14 protein-coding genes are annotated in these 17406 nt (G+C 70.3%); 4 read left to right on the forward strand and 10 right to left on the reverse strand.

The window, feature by feature from the left end; genetic code table 11:
• On the reverse strand, positions 1–1047 hold the full coding sequence (locus P1K89_RS05330) for an adenosine deaminase (protein ID WP_284615330.1): 1047 nt from the start codon (positions 1045–1047) through the stop codon (positions 1–3).
• A gap of 20 nt (positions 1048–1067) precedes the next feature.
• Entirely contained in the window at positions 1068–2138 is a 1071-nt protein-coding gene (locus P1K89_RS05335; RefSeq protein ID WP_284615331.1) for an alpha/beta hydrolase, read from the reverse strand.
• A 43-nt stretch (positions 2139–2181) separates the two neighbouring features.
• Between P1K89_RS05335 and P1K89_RS05340 the strand changes: the two genes are divergently transcribed.
• The gene (locus P1K89_RS05340) at positions 2182–2733 is read left to right on the forward strand and encodes an MAPEG family protein (RefSeq protein ID WP_284615332.1); all 552 of its coding nucleotides are present in this window, start codon (positions 2182–2184) and stop codon (positions 2731–2733) included.
• Between the two features lie 114 nt (positions 2734–2847).
• Here the strand turns inward: P1K89_RS05340 and P1K89_RS05345 are convergent, their stop codons facing one another.
• The 6 genes from P1K89_RS05345 to P1K89_RS05370 form a co-directional block, all read right to left on the reverse strand.
• Positions 2848–4014: a BMP family ABC transporter substrate-binding protein gene (locus tag P1K89_RS05345; RefSeq protein ID WP_284615333.1), complete on the reverse strand. Its 1167-nt coding sequence runs from the start codon at positions 4012–4014 to the stop codon at positions 2848–2850.
• A gap of 59 nt (positions 4015–4073) precedes the next feature.
• Positions 4074–4988: an ABC transporter permease gene (locus P1K89_RS05350; RefSeq protein WP_284615334.1), complete on the reverse strand. Its 915-nt coding sequence runs from the start codon at positions 4986–4988 to the stop codon at positions 4074–4076.
• Between the two features lie 22 nt (positions 4989–5010).
• Complete coding sequence (locus tag P1K89_RS05355; protein WP_284615335.1) at positions 5011–6105, reverse strand: ABC transporter permease; 1095 nt, start codon at positions 6103–6105, stop codon at positions 5011–5013.
• Positions 6098–7684: an ABC transporter ATP-binding protein gene (locus tag P1K89_RS05360; protein ID WP_284615336.1), complete on the reverse strand. Its 1587-nt coding sequence runs from the start codon at positions 7682–7684 to the stop codon at positions 6098–6100. The genes P1K89_RS05355 and P1K89_RS05360 overlap by 8 nt, the downstream gene beginning before the upstream one ends.
• 60 nt (positions 7685–7744) lie before the next feature.
• Positions 7745–9043 (reverse strand): guanine deaminase, encoded by a 1299-nt coding sequence (gene guaD, locus P1K89_RS05365; protein WP_439897952.1) that lies wholly within the window; start codon positions 9041–9043, stop codon positions 7745–7747.
• A gap of 619 nt (positions 9044–9662) precedes the next feature.
• Positions 9663–10619 carry a LysR family transcriptional regulator gene (locus P1K89_RS05370; protein ID WP_284615337.1) on the reverse strand — a complete coding sequence of 319 codons (957 nt, stop codon included), beginning with the start codon at positions 10617–10619 and terminating at the stop codon, positions 9663–9665.
• A gap of 70 nt (positions 10620–10689) precedes the next feature.
• Between P1K89_RS05370 and xdhA the strand changes: the two genes are divergently transcribed.
• The 3 genes from xdhA to xdhC are packed head-to-tail and all read left to right on the forward strand — an operon-like array spanning position 10690 to position 15362.
• A complete protein-coding gene (gene xdhA / locus P1K89_RS05375) occupies positions 10690–12210 on the forward strand; it encodes a xanthine dehydrogenase small subunit (RefSeq protein WP_284615338.1) in 1521 nt (506 codons plus the stop codon).
• Complete coding sequence (gene xdhB / locus P1K89_RS05380) at positions 12207–14543, forward strand: xanthine dehydrogenase molybdopterin binding subunit (RefSeq protein WP_284615339.1); 2337 nt, start codon at positions 12207–12209, stop codon at positions 14541–14543. The genes xdhA and xdhB overlap by 4 nt, the downstream gene beginning before the upstream one ends.
• Positions 14544–14555: 12 nt before the next feature.
• The gene (gene xdhC, locus P1K89_RS05385) at positions 14556–15362 is read left to right on the forward strand and encodes a xanthine dehydrogenase accessory protein XdhC (RefSeq protein WP_284615340.1); all 807 of its coding nucleotides are present in this window, start codon (positions 14556–14558) and stop codon (positions 15360–15362) included.
• 15 nt (positions 15363–15377) lie between these two features.
• On the opposite strand, the gene P1K89_RS05390 is transcribed toward xdhC, so the two are convergent.
• Together P1K89_RS05390 and P1K89_RS05395 are read right to left on the reverse strand one after the other, a co-directional pair.
• Positions 15378–16367 carry a M14 family metallopeptidase gene (locus P1K89_RS05390; RefSeq protein WP_284615341.1) on the reverse strand — a complete coding sequence of 330 codons (990 nt, stop codon included), beginning with the start codon at positions 16365–16367 and terminating at the stop codon, positions 15378–15380.
• Complete coding sequence (locus P1K89_RS05395; RefSeq protein ID WP_284615342.1) at positions 16360–17349, reverse strand: Bug family tripartite tricarboxylate transporter substrate binding protein; 990 nt, start codon at positions 17347–17349, stop codon at positions 16360–16362. Before P1K89_RS05395 ends, P1K89_RS05390 begins: the two co-directional genes overlap by 8 nt.
• Positions 17350–17406: the final 57 nt, after the last annotated feature.

Consider the following 17406-nt stretch of genomic DNA (forward strand, 5'->3'; position numbering starts at 1 on the left):
TCAGCCCGCGGCCTCGGCGAACGCCCGGTCCAGCTGCGCGATCCACGCCTGCTTGCGCTCGTCGGGCACGAAGCTCGCTTCGAAGCTGTTGCGCAGCACCTGGTAGGCCTGGCGGGGCCCCAGCTGCGGCAGCGCCTCGAAGGTCTGCACCAGGTTCTCGTTGAGATAACCGCCGAAATACGCGGGGTCGTCGCTGTTCAGCATCGCGGCGAGACCCGCGTCGAGCAGCGCCGGCAGGTTGTGCTGCGACAGGTCCTTGAAGACGCAGAGCTTGACGTTGGACAGCGGGCACACCGTCAGCGGCACGCGCTCCTTCGCCAGGCGCTTGACGAGCTCGGGGTCCTCGAGGCTGCGCACACCGTGGTCGATGCGCTCGACCTTCAGCACGTCGAGCGCGCTGGTCACGTAGGCGGGTGGGCCCTCCTCGCCGGCATGGGCCACGAGGCGCAGTCCGAGCGCACGGCACTTCGCGAACACGCGCGCGAACTTCTCGGGCGGATGATCGCGTTCGCTGCTGTCCAGCCCGACACCGATGAAGTACTGGCGGTACGGCAGCGCGGCCTCCAGCGTCGCCAGCGCATCCTCTTCGCTCAGGTGGCGCAGGAAGCACAGGATCAGGTCGGCGCTGATGCCCAGTTCCTGGTGCGCGCGCTGGCAGGCATGGTGCAGGCCGCGGATCACGACCCCGATGTCGACGCCACGCGCGGTGTGCGTCTGCGGGTCGAAGAAGAGCTCGGCGCGCACGATGTTGTCGGCCGCGGCACGCTCGAAGTAGGCCCAGGCCATGTCGAAGAAGTCTTCCTCCTTCAGCAGCACGCTGGCGCCGGCGTAGTAGATGTCGAGGAAGCTCTGCAGGTCGGTGAACGCGTAGGCCGCGCGCAGCGCCTCGACGCTGGGGTAATCCAGCTTCACGCCGTTGCGCTGGGCCAGCTTGAAGATCAGTTCGGGCTCCAGCGAGCCTTCGATGTGGATGTGCAGCTCGGCCTTGGGCGCGGTGCGCAGCAGCGCGGGCAACTGGTCGCGGGGGATGGCGTCGAAGGGGATCATCAGCGTCTTTCGCAAGGAGTTCAGCGGCAGCCGGCCTGCGCCGACCAGGTGGACGCGAGGCCCAGGTCGCTCAGCACGCCGGCGGCATCGAGGTAGTACAGGTGATTGTCGGCGGACGACACGCCGACGTGCGCGCCGGTGCCGGGGTACGGCCGGTAGTAGTACGGCGCCGCGCTGCGTGACGCCGGGCGGCGCGGCGCCAGCAGGGATGGGTAGCGGTCTTCGCCCCAGTTGAAGAGGCAATCGCTCTCGGCGTTGGACAGCACGTTCGACACCTTCGCCAGCACCGACGCATAGGTCGCGAGCACGGCGTCGACGTTCGCCGCATTCAGCATGAAGCCGCCGTGGTCGCCGTTGGGGTCCTCGATCAGCTGCAGCACCGTCGCGCCGTAGCCTGTTACCCAGTCGCGCGCCGCGCGCATCGCCGGGCAGCCGTTGATCGCCGGGTCCGGGTCCTTCTCGCCGCAGTACATCGTCCACTGCATGCCCTTGAAGGGCTGGCCGCCGTAGGCGCCGGCGGCGATCTGCTGGTTCGGCGGATAGTTTGCGGCCACGCCGCCGGCATTCGACAGCACCAGGCCGAAGTAGCGGCTGCCGCTGGCCGCGTTGTCCAGCGCCGCCATCGCGTAGCTGTTGGCCGAGCCGCGCGAGAAGCCGTTGAAGAACACCTTGCCCGGCGCCACGCCCTCGGCCGCCAGCAGCGTGGCGATCAGCGGGTACATCTGCTCGGGCCGGTAGTAGTCGTCGATCGCCTCGCCCTGGCCGAACCACCACTGCAGCGACAGGATCGCGTAGCCGTGCTTCTCGGCATACGGATGCCACAGGTAGATGCCGTCGTGCGCCCAGCCGTTGTGGCCGCTCAGCGGCACGATCACGCCGGCCGGTGGCTTGTTGCCCGGCGGCTGCCACCACATCGTGAAGGCCTTGTTGTCGCTGGTGGCGCGGATCTCCGCCTGCTTGGAGACAGCGAAGGCATAACGCACGGGATCAGCGGCCTGCGCCTGCGCCATCAGCGACGCGCTGTCGGCGCGCGCCGACAGCGGCAGCAGCAGCGCACCGGTCATCAGCGTCGCGAGCGTGATCCGCAGCATGCGCGAATGCTACGCTGGCTGCACGCCGCCAAGGAAGCGCACGATGGACGAACTGAAGCCCTCGCCGGAGGCTGCTGGCAACAAGTCCGCACGCCAGCGCACGCTTGCCGGCTCGATGTGGGTAACGATTCCCGGCACCTTGCTGCTGCTGGGCGCGGCGACGCTGATGCTGCCGCCGCTGGCGGTGGCCGACGCGCCGGCGGCACGCCTGGCCTTCGCGCTGCGCTGGCTGCCGGTGGCCCTGCTGCCGTATGCCGCGACCTGCCTGCACATCCTGCTCGCGCGCTTCCTCGAAGGCGCCCACAACCCGCTGCTGGGCAGCGAGAGCGAACGCCTGAAGATCCACTGCCGCGTCATGCAGAACACGCTGGAGCAACTGGTCTGGTTCACGCTGTGCGTGCTGGCGCTGGCCGCCGGCACCGCGCCGCTGAGGCTGGTGCCGATGGCCTGCGTGTTGTTCGCCGCCGCGCGTTTCATCTACTGGTGGGGCTACCTGCGCCGCAGCACGCTGGGCCGCGCGCCGGGTGTGCAGATGACGTTCACGCTGAATGTCGCGCTGCTGGCGATGGCGCTCGCGCAACTCCTGCGCACGTGACGAGCGTCGCCCGCCGGGCAGGCAGGGACAGGCCCGGCGACGATTTAGGGACGCATGAGGAGCCGGGCCTGTCCCTGCCTGCCCGGCTCGCTCGATCGAGGCAAGCTTGATCGCTTACTTGTCCCCCGGAACCTTCCCGTCGACACCCTTGACGTAGAACTTGATCCCGCCCAGGAACTCGTCGTCCGCGACCTTGTCCTTCTCGATCACGACCTTGCCGGTGTTGTCGGTGATCGGGCCCTTCCAGATCGAGAAGCTGCCGTCCTTCAGGCCGGCCTTGACCGTCTCGAGCTTGGCCTTCGCCTCGGCCGGCACGTCGGCGGCGAGGCCGACAAAGTCGATCGCGCCTTCTTTGACGCCCCACCAGGCCTTGCCGGTGACCCACTTGCCTTCCAGCGCATCACGCGTGGCCTTGATGTAGTACGGGCCCCAGTTGATCACCGCCGAGCCGAGGTGCGCCTTCGGGCCGTAGGCCGTCATGTCCGAGTCCCAGCCGAAGGCGCGCTTGCCCTTCTCTTCGGCGGTCTTCAGCACCGCGGCCGAATCGGTGTTCTGCATCAGCACGTCGGCGCCGCCGTTGATCAGCGCGGTCGCGGCTTCGGTTTCCTTCGGCGGGTTGAACCACTCGTTGACCCACACCACCTTGGTCTTGATCTTCGGGTTGACGCTCTGCGCGCCCAGCGTGAACGAGTTGATGTTGCGGATCACCTCGGGGATCGGGATCGAGCCGACGACGCCCAGCGTATTGGTCTTCGTCATCGCGCCGGCGATCACACCGGCCATGTAGGCGCCCTCGTAGGTGCGCGAGTCGTAGGTGCGCAGGTTCTCGGCCGTCTTGTAGCCGGTGGCGTGCTCGAACTTGACGTCCTTGGTGTCGGTGGCCACCTTCAGCATCGGCTCCATGTAGCCGAAGGTCGTGCCGAAGATCAGCTTGTTGCCCTGGCCGACCATGTCGCGGAACACGCGCTCGGCATCGGCCGCCTCGGGCACCTTCTCGACGAAGCTGGTGACCACCTTGTCGCCGAACTCCTTCTCGACCGCCTTGCGGCCGTTGTCGTGCGCGAAGGTCCAGCCGCCGTCGCCGACCGGGCCGACGTAGGCGAAGGCGATCTTCAGCGGCTCGGGCTTGGGCGCGGCGGCCGATGCAGCGGCGCTGGCCGGCGCGGCGGCCGTGGGCGCCGCCGGTTCTTGCTTCTTGCCGCAGCCCACCAGGGCGGCGGTGGCGGCCAGCGTGGACCAGCCGGCGAGTTTCAGGAGCGTGCGCTTCGAGGTCGGCGTCATGATTTCTCCAGGGGTGATGAGGGGGTGGAAAGGTCGAGCGGCGATTATGGGTCGCTGCATCAGGGCGTGAACGGCTTGCCCAGCGAGGCCGGCATGTTGATGCGGATCCACGTCGGGTTGCGCGAGATCAGCACCAGCACGACGACGGTAGCGAGGTACGGCAACATCGACAGCCACTGGCTCGGGATCTGCACACCTTCGCCCTGCAGGTGGAACTGCAGCATCGTGACGCCGCCGAAGAGGTACGCGCCCATCAGGATGCGCACCGGCCGCCAGGTCGCGAAGGTGGTCAGCGCCAGCGCGATCCAGCCCTTGCCGGCCACCATGCCTTCGACCCACAGCGGCGTGTAGATCACCGAGATGTAGGCCCCCGCCAGGCCGCACAGCGCGCCGCCGACCACCACCGCCAGCAGCCGGATGCGTCGCACCGGATAACCCAGCGCGTGAGCGGAGTCGGGCGACTCGCCGACCGCGCGCAGCACCAGCCCGGCGCGCGAGCGGTACAGGAACCAGGTCAGCGCGAGCGTCAGGATCACCGCCAGGTAGACCATCGGGTGGTGCTTGAACAGCGCCGGTCCGATGAACGGGATGTCGGCCAGGCCCGGGATCTCGAACTTCATGCGCGGGCCCAGCTTCTCCTGCGTGAAGCGGATGCCGGCGAAGGCCGAGAAGCCGATGCCGAAGAGGCTCAGCGCCAGGCCGCTGGCGTACTGGTTGGTGTTCAGCCAGATCACCAGCAGCCCGAACACCAGCGCCATCAGGGCACCGGCGCCCATGCCGGCGGCGAAGGCCATCAGGTCGCTACCGGTTGTCACCGCGGTGGCGAAGCCGGCGATCGCGGCGACGAGCATCATGCCCTCGGCGCCGAGGTTCAAGACCCCCGCGCGTTCGTTGATCAGAAGTCCCAGACCGGCGATCGCCAGCACGGTGCCAGCCGACAAGGTCGCGGCCACCAGGAGCGCAAAGGATTCCATCGTGATTCTCCTGGGTGTTCGATCAGTGCGCGGCCACGGCCGCTGCGGCCGGCGTGCGGCGCGCAGGCTGCCAGCGCACGCGGTAGTGGATCAGCGTGTCGGAGGCCAGCAGCGCGAACAGCAGCAGTCCCTGGAACACGCCGGTGATCGACTTCGGCAGCCCCAGGCGCGACTGCGCCAGCTCGCCGCCGATGTAGAACATGCTCATCAGCACCGCCGCGAAGACCACGCCCACCGGGTGCAGCCGGCCGACGAAGGCGACGATGATCGCGGCGAAGCCGTAGCCCACCGGCACGTACGGTGTCAGCTGCCCCAGCGGCCCGGCCGCTTCCAGCCCGCCCGCCAGGCCGGCCAGGCCGCCCGACAGCAGCAGCGCCAGCCACAGCGCCTTGCGTGACGAGAAGCCGGCATAACGCGCGGCCGCCGGCGCGAGGCCGCCGACCTGCAGCTGGAAACCCGCGTAGGTGCGGAACAGCAGCAGCCACGTCAGCGCCACCGCACCCAGCGCCACCAGCACGCCGATGTGCGCGCGGAAGCCGTCGACCAGGCGCGGAATCTTGGTCGCCGCGGCGAAGGTGATGGTCTGCGGGAAGTTGTAGCCCTTGGGGTCCTTCCACGGCCCGTAGACCAGGTACGACAGCAGCAGCTCGGCCACGTACACCAGCATCAGGCTGACGAGGATCTCGTTGGCGTTGAAACGGTCGCGCAGCAGCGCGGTGATGCCGGCCCACACCATGCCGCCGAGCACGCCGGCCGCGAGCACCAGGAACACGATCGCGCGCGAGGTGTCGGGCCCGGCCTGCATCGCGACACCCGACGCGAAGATCGCGCCGAGCACGAACTGCCCCTCGGCGCCGATGTTCCAGACGTTCGAGCGGTAGCAGACCGCCAGGCCCAGCGCGATCAGCGCCAGCGGCGTCGCCTTGATGGCGATCTCGCTCAACGCGTAGGCGTTCTTCACCGGCTCGACGAAGAACATCTGCAGGCCGCGCACCGGGTCCTTGCCGAGCAGGGTGAACAGGATCACGCCGACCACCACGGTGATCACCAGCGCGATCAGCGGCGAGGCAATGGACATCGCCTTCGACGGCTGCGGGCGGGCTTCGAGCTTAAGCATGGCGGGCACTCCTGGCGGACGTCGGCGCGGCGGGGAACGGATGCACGTTGGTGTTGGCGTCGTTGTGGGCATCGGGATCGGGCGGCGGCTCGTCCCACAGGCCCGACATCCACTGGCCGATGCGCTCGACCGTGGCTTCGGCCACCGGGATGCTCGGCGACATCTTTCCCTGCGCGATCACCAGCAGCCGGTCGCTGATCTCGAACAGCTCGTCGAGCTCCTCGCTGACGATCAAGAGCGCGCAGCCTTCGTCGCGCAGCCGCAGCAACTCGCCGCGGATGAAGGCCGCGGCACCGACGTCCACGCCCCAGGTCGGCTGCGAGACGATCAAGAGCTTCGGCTTCGCGTCGATCTCGCGGCCGACGATGAACTTCTGCAGGTTGCCGCCCGAGAGGCTCTTCGCCGCCGCGCCCGGGCCGCCGGCCTTGACGTTGAAGCGCCGGATCAGGTCCTCGGCCATCAACTTCACCGCGCCGGTGCGCAGCCAGCCGCCGGCGCCGATGGCCTCGGTGCGCGTCAGCAGCGTGTTCTCGGCCAGCGACATCGTCGGCACCGCACCGCGGCCCAGCCGCTCCTCGGGCACGAAGTTCAGGCCCAGCTTGCGCCGCTTCTTCGGCGACGCGGTGGCGATGTCGGTGCCGAACAGGCTGATCGTGCCGGGCGACGAACGGCGGTCCTCGCCTGACAGCGCGGCCATCAGCTCCTGCTGGCCGTTGCCGGAGACACCAGCGATGCCGACGATCTCGCCGGCGCGCACCTGGAAGCCGATGCCGTCGAGCGTGCGTCCGAAGGGGCCGCTCTTGGCGAGCGACAGGCCCTTGACCTCCAGCGCCACCGCACCGGGATTGGCCGGCCGGTGCTGCAGCTGCGGCGGCTCGGCGCCGATCATCAGCCGCGACAGGCTGGCGTTGGTCTCGCGCGTCGGGTCGACCTCGCCCGTCACCTTGCCGCCGCGCATCACCGTGCAGTGGTGGCAGAGCTCGCGGATCTCGTCGAGCTTGTGGCTGATGTAGAGGATCGAGCAGCCCTCGTGCGCCAGCTGGCGCAGCGTGAGGAACAGCGTCTGCACCGCCTGCGGCGTCAGCACCGAAGTCGGTTCGTCGAGGATCAAGAGCTGCGGGTTCGTCAGCAGCGCGCGCACGATCTCGACGCGCTGCCGCTCGCCCACCGACAGCGTATGCACCGGCCGCAGCGGGTCGACCTCGATGCCGTACTCCTTCGAGACGCCGCGGATGCGCTCGGTCACCTGCGGCAGCGGCAGCGACTTGTCGAGGCCGAGCCAGATGTTCTCGGCGGCCGACAAGGTGTCGAACAGCGAGAAGTGCTGGAACACCATCGCGATGCCCAGGTGCCGCGCCTGTTGCGGGTTGGCGATGCGCACCGGCTGGCCGTTCCAGCGCACCTCGCCCGCGTCCGGCTGCACCGCGCCGTAGATGATCTTCATCAGCGTCGATTTGCCTGCGCCGTTCTCGCCGAGCACGGCGTGAATCTGGCCGGGAGCGACGCGCAAGCTCACGTCGTCATTCGCCCGCACCGCGGGGTACTGCTTCGTGATGCCCGCGAGTTCGAGTCGCAGCATAAAACTGTCTCCTGCAAATGGCTTTCTCGGGTCTTGGCGCCCGCGAACCTGGTTCTCGCTCTAGCGCTCGTAGCGGCGAATTCCGCCCACCCAGCTCTCCACCAGATTGCGTTCGTCGCCCAGCGTCAGCCAGGCGAAGACCTTCTCATGCAACTCCCGCGCCACCGCGTGCCGGCGTTCGGCGACCGAGCCGACGGCCCAGTCCCAGACGCAGAAATCGGCCGCGCAGCCGGGTTCGAGGGATCCGATCTCGTGGCCAAGCCGCAGCGCCTGCGCGGCGGCCCGGGTCGCCGCATGCAGCAGCGCCCACGCCGACAGCTTGGTGCCGGCCAGCGCCTGCACCTTGTAGCCGTCGGCCATCGTCCGGTGCATCGACAGCGAGGTACCGCCGCCGACGTCGCTGCCCAGGCTGACGTTGAAGCCCGCCTCCCGTGCCTCGCGCCAGCCGAAGAGGCCGCTGCCGAGGAACAGGTTCGACGAAGGGCAGTGCGCGATCTGCGCGCCGCTGTCGTGCAGCAGCGCGCGATCCGTTGCATCGAGCCAGATGCCGTGTGCCAGCACCGAGCGCTCGTTCAGCAAGCCGTGGCCTGCATAGACATCCAGGTAGCTGCGCGCGCTCGGGAACAGCTCGGCGATCCAGCGCACCTCGGCCGGGTTCTCGGCGACGTGCGTCTGCATGTAGACGCCGGGGTGCTCGGCCAGCAGCCGGCCGGCCATCGCCAGCTGCTCGTCCGTGCTGGTGGCGGCGAAGCGCGGCGTCAGCGCATAGGCGATGCGGCCGCGGCCGTGCCAGGCGTCGATCAGCGCGCGGCATTCGGCTTCGGCGTGCACAACGTCGTCGCGCAGGTTGTCCGGTGCGTGGCGGTCCATCAGCACCTTGCCGGCGATGACGCGCATGCCGCGGCTCATCGCGGCATCGAAGAGCGCCTCGGTCGCCGTGCGGTGCACGGTCGGGAAGACGACGGCCGACGTCGTGCCGTGCTCGAGCAGCGCGTCGAGGAAGAGCTTCGCGCCGGCAGCGGCGGCCTCGGGCTCGGCATGGCGGGCTTCGGCGGGGAAGGTATAGGTCTCCAGCCAGTCCAGCAGCTGCGCGCCCCACGACGCGATCACGTCGATCTGCGGGCAGTGCACATGCGTGTCGATGAAGCCCGGCAGCAGCAGCTGGCCGCGGCGGTCGATCTTCAGGAAATCCTCGCCCGGTTCATGCGGCTGCACGGCGGCGATGCGGCCGTTTTCGTCGGTCAGCAGCCAGTGGTCGGGACGAAAACGCACGGCGGCGCTGTGAATGTCAGCCAGGCCGGGGTCGGCGGTGAAGTCGAGCAGGTCCGCGCGGATCGCGGTCTTCGGGAGCATGGTCATGGGGTCGTTGTCGTTGTCGTCGTGTCAGCCCGCTCTAGGGGTTTCGACTTCGTGAGTTCTGAGCGCCCGAGCGGCATGGGCCGCGGGCGCATCGGGCCGAGTCCGGCGGTCGGCCCCGGGGGGGCCGACTTCGCTGCGGTCCTCGGCTTGGGGGCGCGCCGTCCATTTAGCTTCGCTCGCTGCGCTCGCTTCGCACAGCGCCGGCGAGTCAGTTGTTGAAGCTCGCTTCGCTCGCCGCCCCCAAGCCTCCGGTCCTCGCCGCCTCCCACGGCCCGCTGCGCCCGCAGCCCAAGCCGCTCTCCTGCGAGGTGTTGGCATGCGTCTCTTCGCGCACCACCGTGCTTCGCAAAGGCGCAGGCGGCCAGGCCGCAGCGCGCGTGGGAGGCGCCGGCCTGAGGCGGTTCGGGGGTCGGCGTGAGCGCAGCGAACGCTTCGTGAACTGACTCGCCGGCGCTGTGCGCAGCGCGCCAGCGCGCCAGCGCGGAGCTAAATGGACGGCGCGACCCCCGGACCGACTCAGGCCGGGGAGTCGGCCCCCCAGGGCCGACCGCCGGACTCGCGCGATGCGGCCTGGCCGCCTGCGCCTTTGTCGTGCCGCCGATCGCACGCAACAGAGCAATCACGCGCGCCCCCCTTCCGACAACCCGCGCGCGACATCCCGCACCTGCTCGCGCAGCCAGCGGATCGCCGGCGACGCGTGCGTCAGGTCGTGCCACAGCTGGTAGTAGGTGAGCTGCGGGAAGTCCACCGGGCAGCGCACGATGCGCACCGGCAGGAAGCCGAGGTAGCGCGCACAGAACTGGCGGCCGGTGGTCAGCACGAGATGGGTGCGCGCGACCATCGCCGGCGCCAGGCCGAAGTGGGGCGTGCGCACGGCGATGTTGCGTTCGAGGCCCTGCGCCTGCAGGTGCTCCTCGACGACACCGCGGCCGCCGGCGTGCAGCGGCGTCGGCGCGATGTGTTCGCTCTGAAGGTAGCGGTCCAGAGTCCAGCTGCGCGGGCTGCGCACGGCCGGATGGTCCTGCGCGACGAGGCAGACGATCTCGTCGCTGATCAGCCGCCCCAGGTGCAGTTCGGCCGGCGGCTGCAGCCAGTTGCCGATCACTACGTCGACCTCGCCGCGCGCGAGGTGGCCGCGGTAGTCGAAGTCGCGCGTCAGCGGCAGCAGGTCCAGGTGCACGTTCGGCGCCTGCATCTTCACGCGGGACACCAGCTCGGGCAGGAACAGCGGGTCGAGGTAGTCGCTGGCGGCGATGCGGAAGGTCACCTCGGCCTGCTCGGGCGCGAAACCCTGGGCCGGCGAGTGGCCGCCGAACATGGCCTGCGCGCCCTGCAGGATCTGCGCGGCCGCCGGCAGCAGCGACAGCGCCACCGCGGTGGGCGCCATGCCGGCGCCGCTGCGCACCAGCAAGGGGTCACCCGTCAGCGAACGCAAACGCTTCAGTTGGGCCGACACGGCCGGTTGGCTGGTCGCGAGCCTCAAGGCGGCGCGCGACACGCTGCGTTCGGTGATCACGGTGTGGAAGACCCTGACGAGAGACAACTCGATCTTGTCGAACGCAGCGCCGCGTGCCATACGAGCATTTTGATAGGAGTTATAAGGTCGATCGTATACACAGCCGGCGATCAGCAGCTAAGTTACGGGTATGTCCCAAGCACCACACGGCGCCCCGAGCGCTCCCGACCAGACGGCCGCCGCGAGCCTCGATGCGGCACGGCCCGTGCGCTTCTTCCACCGCGGCGAGATCGTCTCGCTGGGCGACGTGGAACCCACCCGCACCGTGCTGAACTGGCTGCGCGAAGACGCGCATTGCAGCGGCACCAAGGAAGGCTGCAACGAGGGCGATTGCGGCGCCTGCACCGTGATGGTCGGCGAGCTGCAAGGCGACGATCGCATCGCCTGGCAGACCGTCAACGCGTGCATCCAGTTCATGCCGGTGCTCGACGGCAAGGCGCTGCTGACGGTGGAAGACCTGAAGCAGGGCGAGCAGCTGCACCCGGTGCAGCAGGCGATGGTCGACTGCCACGGCTCGCAATGCGGCTTCTGCACGCCGGGCTTCGTGATGTCGATGACCGCCTGCTACGAGCGCCACCAGGGCTGCGGCACGCAGCCGACGCGCCAGCAGCTGGCCGACGAGCTGTCCGGCAACCTCTGCCGCTGCACCGGCTACCGGCCGATCCTCGATGCCGGCCAGCGCATGTTCGAGCTGCCGGTGCAGCGCCTGGACGAAGCGCCGATCGCCGCCGCGCTGCGCACGCTGCGCGCCGACGCGACGCTCGCCCGCCCCGGCTTCTTCGCGCCCCGCACCTTGCCCGAATTCGCCGCGCTGCGCGCCGCGAAGCCCGAGGCCCGCCTGCTCGCCGGCTGCACCGACATCGGCCTGTGGGTCAACAAGCAGTTCCGCGACCTGGGCGAGATCCTGTACATCGGCGAGGTGGCCGAGCTGAAGGCGATCCGCGATGTCGACGGCCAGCTTCAGATCGGCGCCGCCGCGTCGCTGGAAGACGCGTGGACCGCGCTCGAGCGCCGCTGGCCTGCCGTGCGCGAGATGCACCTGCGCTTCGCGTCGCCGCCGATCCGCCACGCCGGCACGATGGGCGGCAACATCGCCAACGGCTCGCCGATCGGCGATTCGGCGCCGGTGCTGATCGCGCTGGGCGCGCACATCGTGCTGCGCCGCGGCGAGGCCGAGCGCACGATGCTGCTGCAGGACTTCTACCTCGACTACATGAAGAACCAGCTGCAGCCGGGCGAGTTCGTGCAGGCGCTGCGGGTGCCGCTGCCGCGCGACGGGGAACTGCTGCGCGCCTACAAGCTGAGCAAGCGCTACGACAGCGACATCTCGGGCCTGGCCGCCGGGCTGTGGTTGAAGCTCGACGGCGACCTCGTGCAGGACGTGCGCCTGGTCTTCGGCGGCATGGCCGCCATCGTCAAGCGCGCGAAGGGCGCGGAGGCCGCGCTGCGCGGCCAGCCGTGGACCGAGGCCGCGCTGCGACGCGCGATGACCGCGCTGGACACCGACTACACGCCGCTGTCCGACCTGCGCGCCAGCGCCGGCTACCGCCGCCGCGCCGCGCGCAACCTGCTGCAGCGGCTGTTCCTCGAAACGAGACCGTCGGCGCCCTTGAGCAGCAAGCACGTCTCGGTGTGGAGCGACATCGTATGAACGCACCCCAGGACACCGCCGCGGTCGTCGGCACCGCCCGCCCGCATGAATCCGCGCACCTGCACGTCGCCGGCGCCGCGCCGTATGTCGACGACATCGCCGAGACGCAGGGCACCTTGCACGCGGCGCTGGGCCTGTCGCCGGTCGCGCATGGCAGGCTGCTCGGCATCGACGTCGACACGCTGCGCGCGCAGCCGGGCGTGGTGGCCGTGCTCACCGCGGCCGACATCCCCGGCACCAACGACTGCGGCCCGATCGTGCACGACGACCCGATCCTCGCCGACGGCACCCTGCACTACCTCGGCCAGCCGGTGTTCGCGGTGATCGCGACCGACCGCCTGGCCGCGCGCCGCGCCGCGTCGCTGGCGAAGCAGGTCATCCGCCATGAAGCGCTGCCGCCGGTGCTGACGGCGCTGGACGGGCATGCGAAGCAGCAGTACGTCGTGCCGCCGATGCACCTGAAGCGCGGCGATGCGAACGCTGCGCTCGCCGCTTCGGCACAGCGTGCGCAGGGCGCGTTCTCGCTCGGCGGCCAGGAGCAGTTCTACCTCGAGGGCCAGGTCTCGTACGCGATCCCGCAGGAGGACGGCGGCCTGCTGATCCACTGCTCGACGCAGCACCCGAGCGAGATGCAGCACGCGGTCGCGCATGCGCTGCACATCGGCTCGCACCGCGTGCAGGTGGTGTGCCGGCGCATGGGCGGCGGCTTCGGGGGCAAGGAAAGCCAGAGCGCGCTCTTCGCCTGCATCGCCGCGATCGGCGCCGCGAAACTGAAGCGCCCGGTCAAGCTGCGGCCGGACCGCGACGACGACATGCTGATCACCGGCCGCCGCCACGGCTTCGAGTTCGCATGGACCGTCGGCCACGATGCCGAGGGTCGCGTCGAAGGCGTCGAGATCGACCTGGTGGCCAACGCCGGTTTCTCGGCCGACCTGTCGCCGCCGGTGATGACGCGCGCGCTCTGCCATTTCGACAACGCCTACTGGCTGCCGGCCGTCGCCGCGCACGGCTACTGCGCGCGCACCAATACGCAGAGCAACACCGCGTTCCGCGGCTTCGGCGGCCCGCAGGGTGCGCTGGCGATCGAGATGATCCTCGACGACGTCGCGCGCGCACTCGGCCGCGACCCGCTCGACGTGCGCCGCGCGAACTTCTACGGCACCGGCGAACGCAACGTGACGCCGTATGGCCAGGTGGTGCGCGACAACATCATCGAGGCGCTGGTCGCACGGCTTGAGCAGACCAGCGACTACCGCGCGCGCCGCGAGCAGATCAAGGCCTTCAACGAGAGCAGCCCGGTGCTCAAGCGCGGCCTCGCGCTGACGCCGGTGAAGTTCGGCATCTCGTTCAACGTCGCGCACTTCAACCAGGCCGGCGCGCTGGTGCATGTCTACACCGACGGCACCATCCTCGCGAACCACGGCGGCACCGAGATGGGCCAGGGCCTGAACACCAAGGTGGCGATGGTCGTCGCGCACGAGCTCGGCGTGCGGCTCGATCGCGTTCGCGTGACGGCCACCGATACGCACAAGGTCGCCAACACCTCGGCCACCGCGGCCTCGACCGGCTCGGACTTGAACGGCAAGGCCGCGCAGGATGCCGCGCAGCAGATCAAGCACCGCCTCGCGGCCTTCGCCGCGGGCAAGCACGGCGGCCGGCCGGAGGACGTGCGCTTCGGCAACGACCGCGTGCTGGTCAACGGCCTCAGCGTGCCTTTCGACGGGCTGGTGCAGCAGGCCTACTTCGCGCGCGTGCAGCTGTGGAGCGACGGCTTCTACGCGACGCCCGGGCTGCACTGGGACCGCGAGAAGCTGCAGGGCAACCCGTTCTTCTATTTCGCGTACGGCGCGGCCTGTTCCGAGGTGGTGGTCGACACGCTCAGCGGCGAGTGGAAGCTCACGCGTGCCGACGTGCTGCACGACGTCGGCCAGTCGCTGAACCCGGCGATCGACATCGGCCAGGTCGAAGGCGCGTTCATCCAGGGCATGGGCTGGCTGACGATGGAAGAGCTGTGGTGGCATCCCGCCGATGGTTCGAAGAACGCCGGCAAGCTGATGACGCATGCGCCGTCGACCTACAAGATCCCCACCGCCAACGACTGCCCGGCCGACTTCCGCGTCGCGCTCTACGACACGCAGAACCCCGCCGACACCATCCACCGCAGCAAGGCGGTCGGCGAGCCGCCGCTGCTGCTGCCGTTCTCGGTGTTCCTCGCGATCCGCGATGCTGTATCGGCCGTCGGCGAACACCGCGTGAACCCGCCGCTGCGCGCGCCGGCGACGCCGGAGGCGATCCTGGACGCGGTCGACGCGGTGCGCGCGGCCGTCGCCTGAGGGCAGGACCCCATGCCGGCGCCGAACTTCCTGCAGCAGACCGCGCGCCGCTGGCTCGTCGAGCGCCGGCCGGCGATGGAAGTGCAGGTGCTCGACGCACGCGGCTCGGTGCCGCGCGAGACCGGCACGCGCATGCTGGTCGCGGCCGACGCGGTCATCGGCACCATCGGCGGCGGCCACCTCGAGCTGCAGGCCATCGCCGATGCCCGCGCGCAGCTCGCCGCGGGCAACCCGTCCCCGCGCGACCGCGCGATCGCGCTCGGACCCACGCTCGGCCAGTGCTGCGGCGGCGCGCTGACGCTGCGCACGCAGGGGCTCACCGCCGAATCGCTGGCCGAGTGGGCGCACGAGCGGCCGCTGTTCACGCTGCAGCTCTACGGCGCCGGCCACGTCGGCCGCGCGATGATCAAGCTGCTCGAAGGCCTGAACTGCGCGGTGCAGTGGATCGACGAGCGCGAGAGCGAATTCCCGCTCGAGCCGACGGCGGCGCACATCGAGCGCGTGTGCGTCGAGCCCGTCGAGGCGGAAGTGGCGGTCGCGCCACCCGGCGCGTTCTACCTCGTGCTGACGCACAGCCACGAGCTGGACCAGCGCATCACCGAGGCGATCCTGAAGCGCGGGGACTTCGGCTACCTCGGGCTGATCGGCTCGAAGACCAAGCGCGCGCGCTTCCTGCACCGCTTCGAAGAACGCGGAATATCGGATGAAGTGCTCGGCCGCATGACCTGCCCGATCGGCGTGCCCGGCATCGAGGGCAAGGAGCCCGAGGTGATCGCGATCGCGGTGGTGGCGCAGCTGCTGCAGCGCGCGAACGCCTGAGCGAAGCTGCGCGGCTCAGCCCGCCGGCAGCGCGCGCGCCAGCCGCATGACGGTGACACCCGGCCGCAGCTGGCGCAGCGAGGGCATCACCAGCGTGCAGTCGGCGTAGGGCGTGACGAAGGGCCGGCCGTCGTTCCAGCCCAGCACGGTGCCGGCCTGGGGAACGGTTTCGCCGTTCGACCAATGACGCGCAAAGCGCACGTCCATGCTGCGGGCCACGACTGCATCGGTCACGTCGAGCAGGCATTGCGCCGGCGGAGGGGCCTGCCGCCAGCCGGCCGGCAGGTCGGCCTCGCCGACCGTGCCGGCCGCGGCGAGGAAGCGCGCCAGCATGTCGAGCGCGACCGTGCGGCTGGACAGCGCGCCGTGCCAGCCGCACTCGAGCAGCAGCGAGCGCGTGCCGTCGTCGCCGCCGGCGCCTTCGATGCCGCCGAAGCGACCGTGGTCGCGCATGCGCCGGCCCTCGGCATGGCCGGCATCGACGATCACGCAGCGCGGTGCGCCCAGTTCGCGCGCCAGCGCCCGGTGGCGCGGTGCCAGGCCGGTCAGCAGCAGCGGCTCGCCGGGCTCGTGCATCGAGTGCAGGTCCAGCAGCCAGTCCGCGCGCTCGACCAGCGGGCGCAGCTGCCGTGCACGCTCGCGCTCGACCGACCGCACCGATCCGTCGTGCAAGCCCGGCCCCCAGACGCGGTTGAAGTCCTCGTCGACGAAACGCGACGCATCGGGCGCCGCCGCATCGAAGCGGTCGAAGGCCGCGAGGTTGCAGAAGGCCAGCGTGAGGCGGCCGCGGCGCGGCCGCAGCCCGGCGTCGAGCGCCGCGCACAGCGCCCAGGCCCCGCAGAGCTCGTTGCCGTGCACCAGCGCGCTGACCAGCACGTCGCGGCCGGGCAGGCCCGAATCCCACTGCCACACGCCCTCGATGCCGGTATTGCCTGCACGCCAGGGCCCGAGCTCGGGCACCGGCAGCTCGAAGGCCGGCGCCAGCGCATTCACGTCGTCACTCATGTCGGATCTTCGCGAAGTCGACGACACGCGCGTACTTCTCCAGCTCGATCTTCTGGTAGGCCGCCAGCAGTTCGTCGGGTTTGCCCTCGGGGGCCGGCGGTCGCGCGCCGGCCTCCTCGAGCTTGCGGCGCACGTCGGGCGAGGCGATCGAGGCCTGGAAGGCCTGGCCGATGCGCGCCGACAGCGCCGCCGGCAGCCTGGCCGGCGCGAACAGCCCGAACCAGATGCCGATGTTGACCTTGCGGAAGGACGCATGTTCGGCGAGCGCCGGGATCTCGGGCGCGGCGGCCGCGCGGCGCGCTTCCGTGACCCCCACCGCCGCGACGCTGCCGGCCCGGATGTGCGGCAGCCCGCTCGACAGCACGTAGACGCCGAAATCCAGCTGGCCGCCGAGCAGGTCGTTGGTCAGCGGCCCGACGCCACGGTACGGGATGTGCACCATGAACAGCCCGCCCGACTCCTTGACCATCTCGCCGGCCAGGTGCAGCCCGGTGCCGATGCCCGAGCTGCCGTAGCTGTACCTGCCCGGGCTGGCCTTCACGACGCGAAGGAAGTCGTCGAGCGACTTCACCTTGGTGTGCGGCGCGGCCACCAGCACCATCGGCTGCGTCGCGAGCAGGCCGATCGGCGTGAAGTCGCGCTGCGGGTCGTAGCGCAGCGACGGGTTCACCAGCTTGCCGATCGCCATCTCGTTGTTCGAGCCGACCAGCAGCGTATAGCCGTCGGCCGCGGCGCGCGCGACCTTCTGCGCGCCGATCGTGCCGCCGGCACCGCCGACGTTCTCGACCACCACCGGCTGGCCCAGCCGGCGCGACAACTCCGGGCCGATGGTGCGCGCGACGAGGTCGACGCTGCCGCCCGGCGGGTAGCCCACCACCAGCGTGATCGGCCGGTTCGGATAGTCGGCCTGGGCCGCGGCCGGCAGCGCGGCGCCGGCAGCGAGCGCGGCCAGGGCCAGGGCGCAGAGGTGTCGTCGGTGCATGGGGGTCTCGCTGGAGAGGGTGACCGGGGGGTGACGGGAGGTGACGGGGTGCGCCAG

Origin of the sequence: Aquabacterium humicola (genome assembly GCF_030167915.1) — a bacterium.
Lineage (GTDB): Bacteria > Pseudomonadota > Gammaproteobacteria > Burkholderiales > Burkholderiaceae_C > Pseudaquabacterium > Pseudaquabacterium humicola.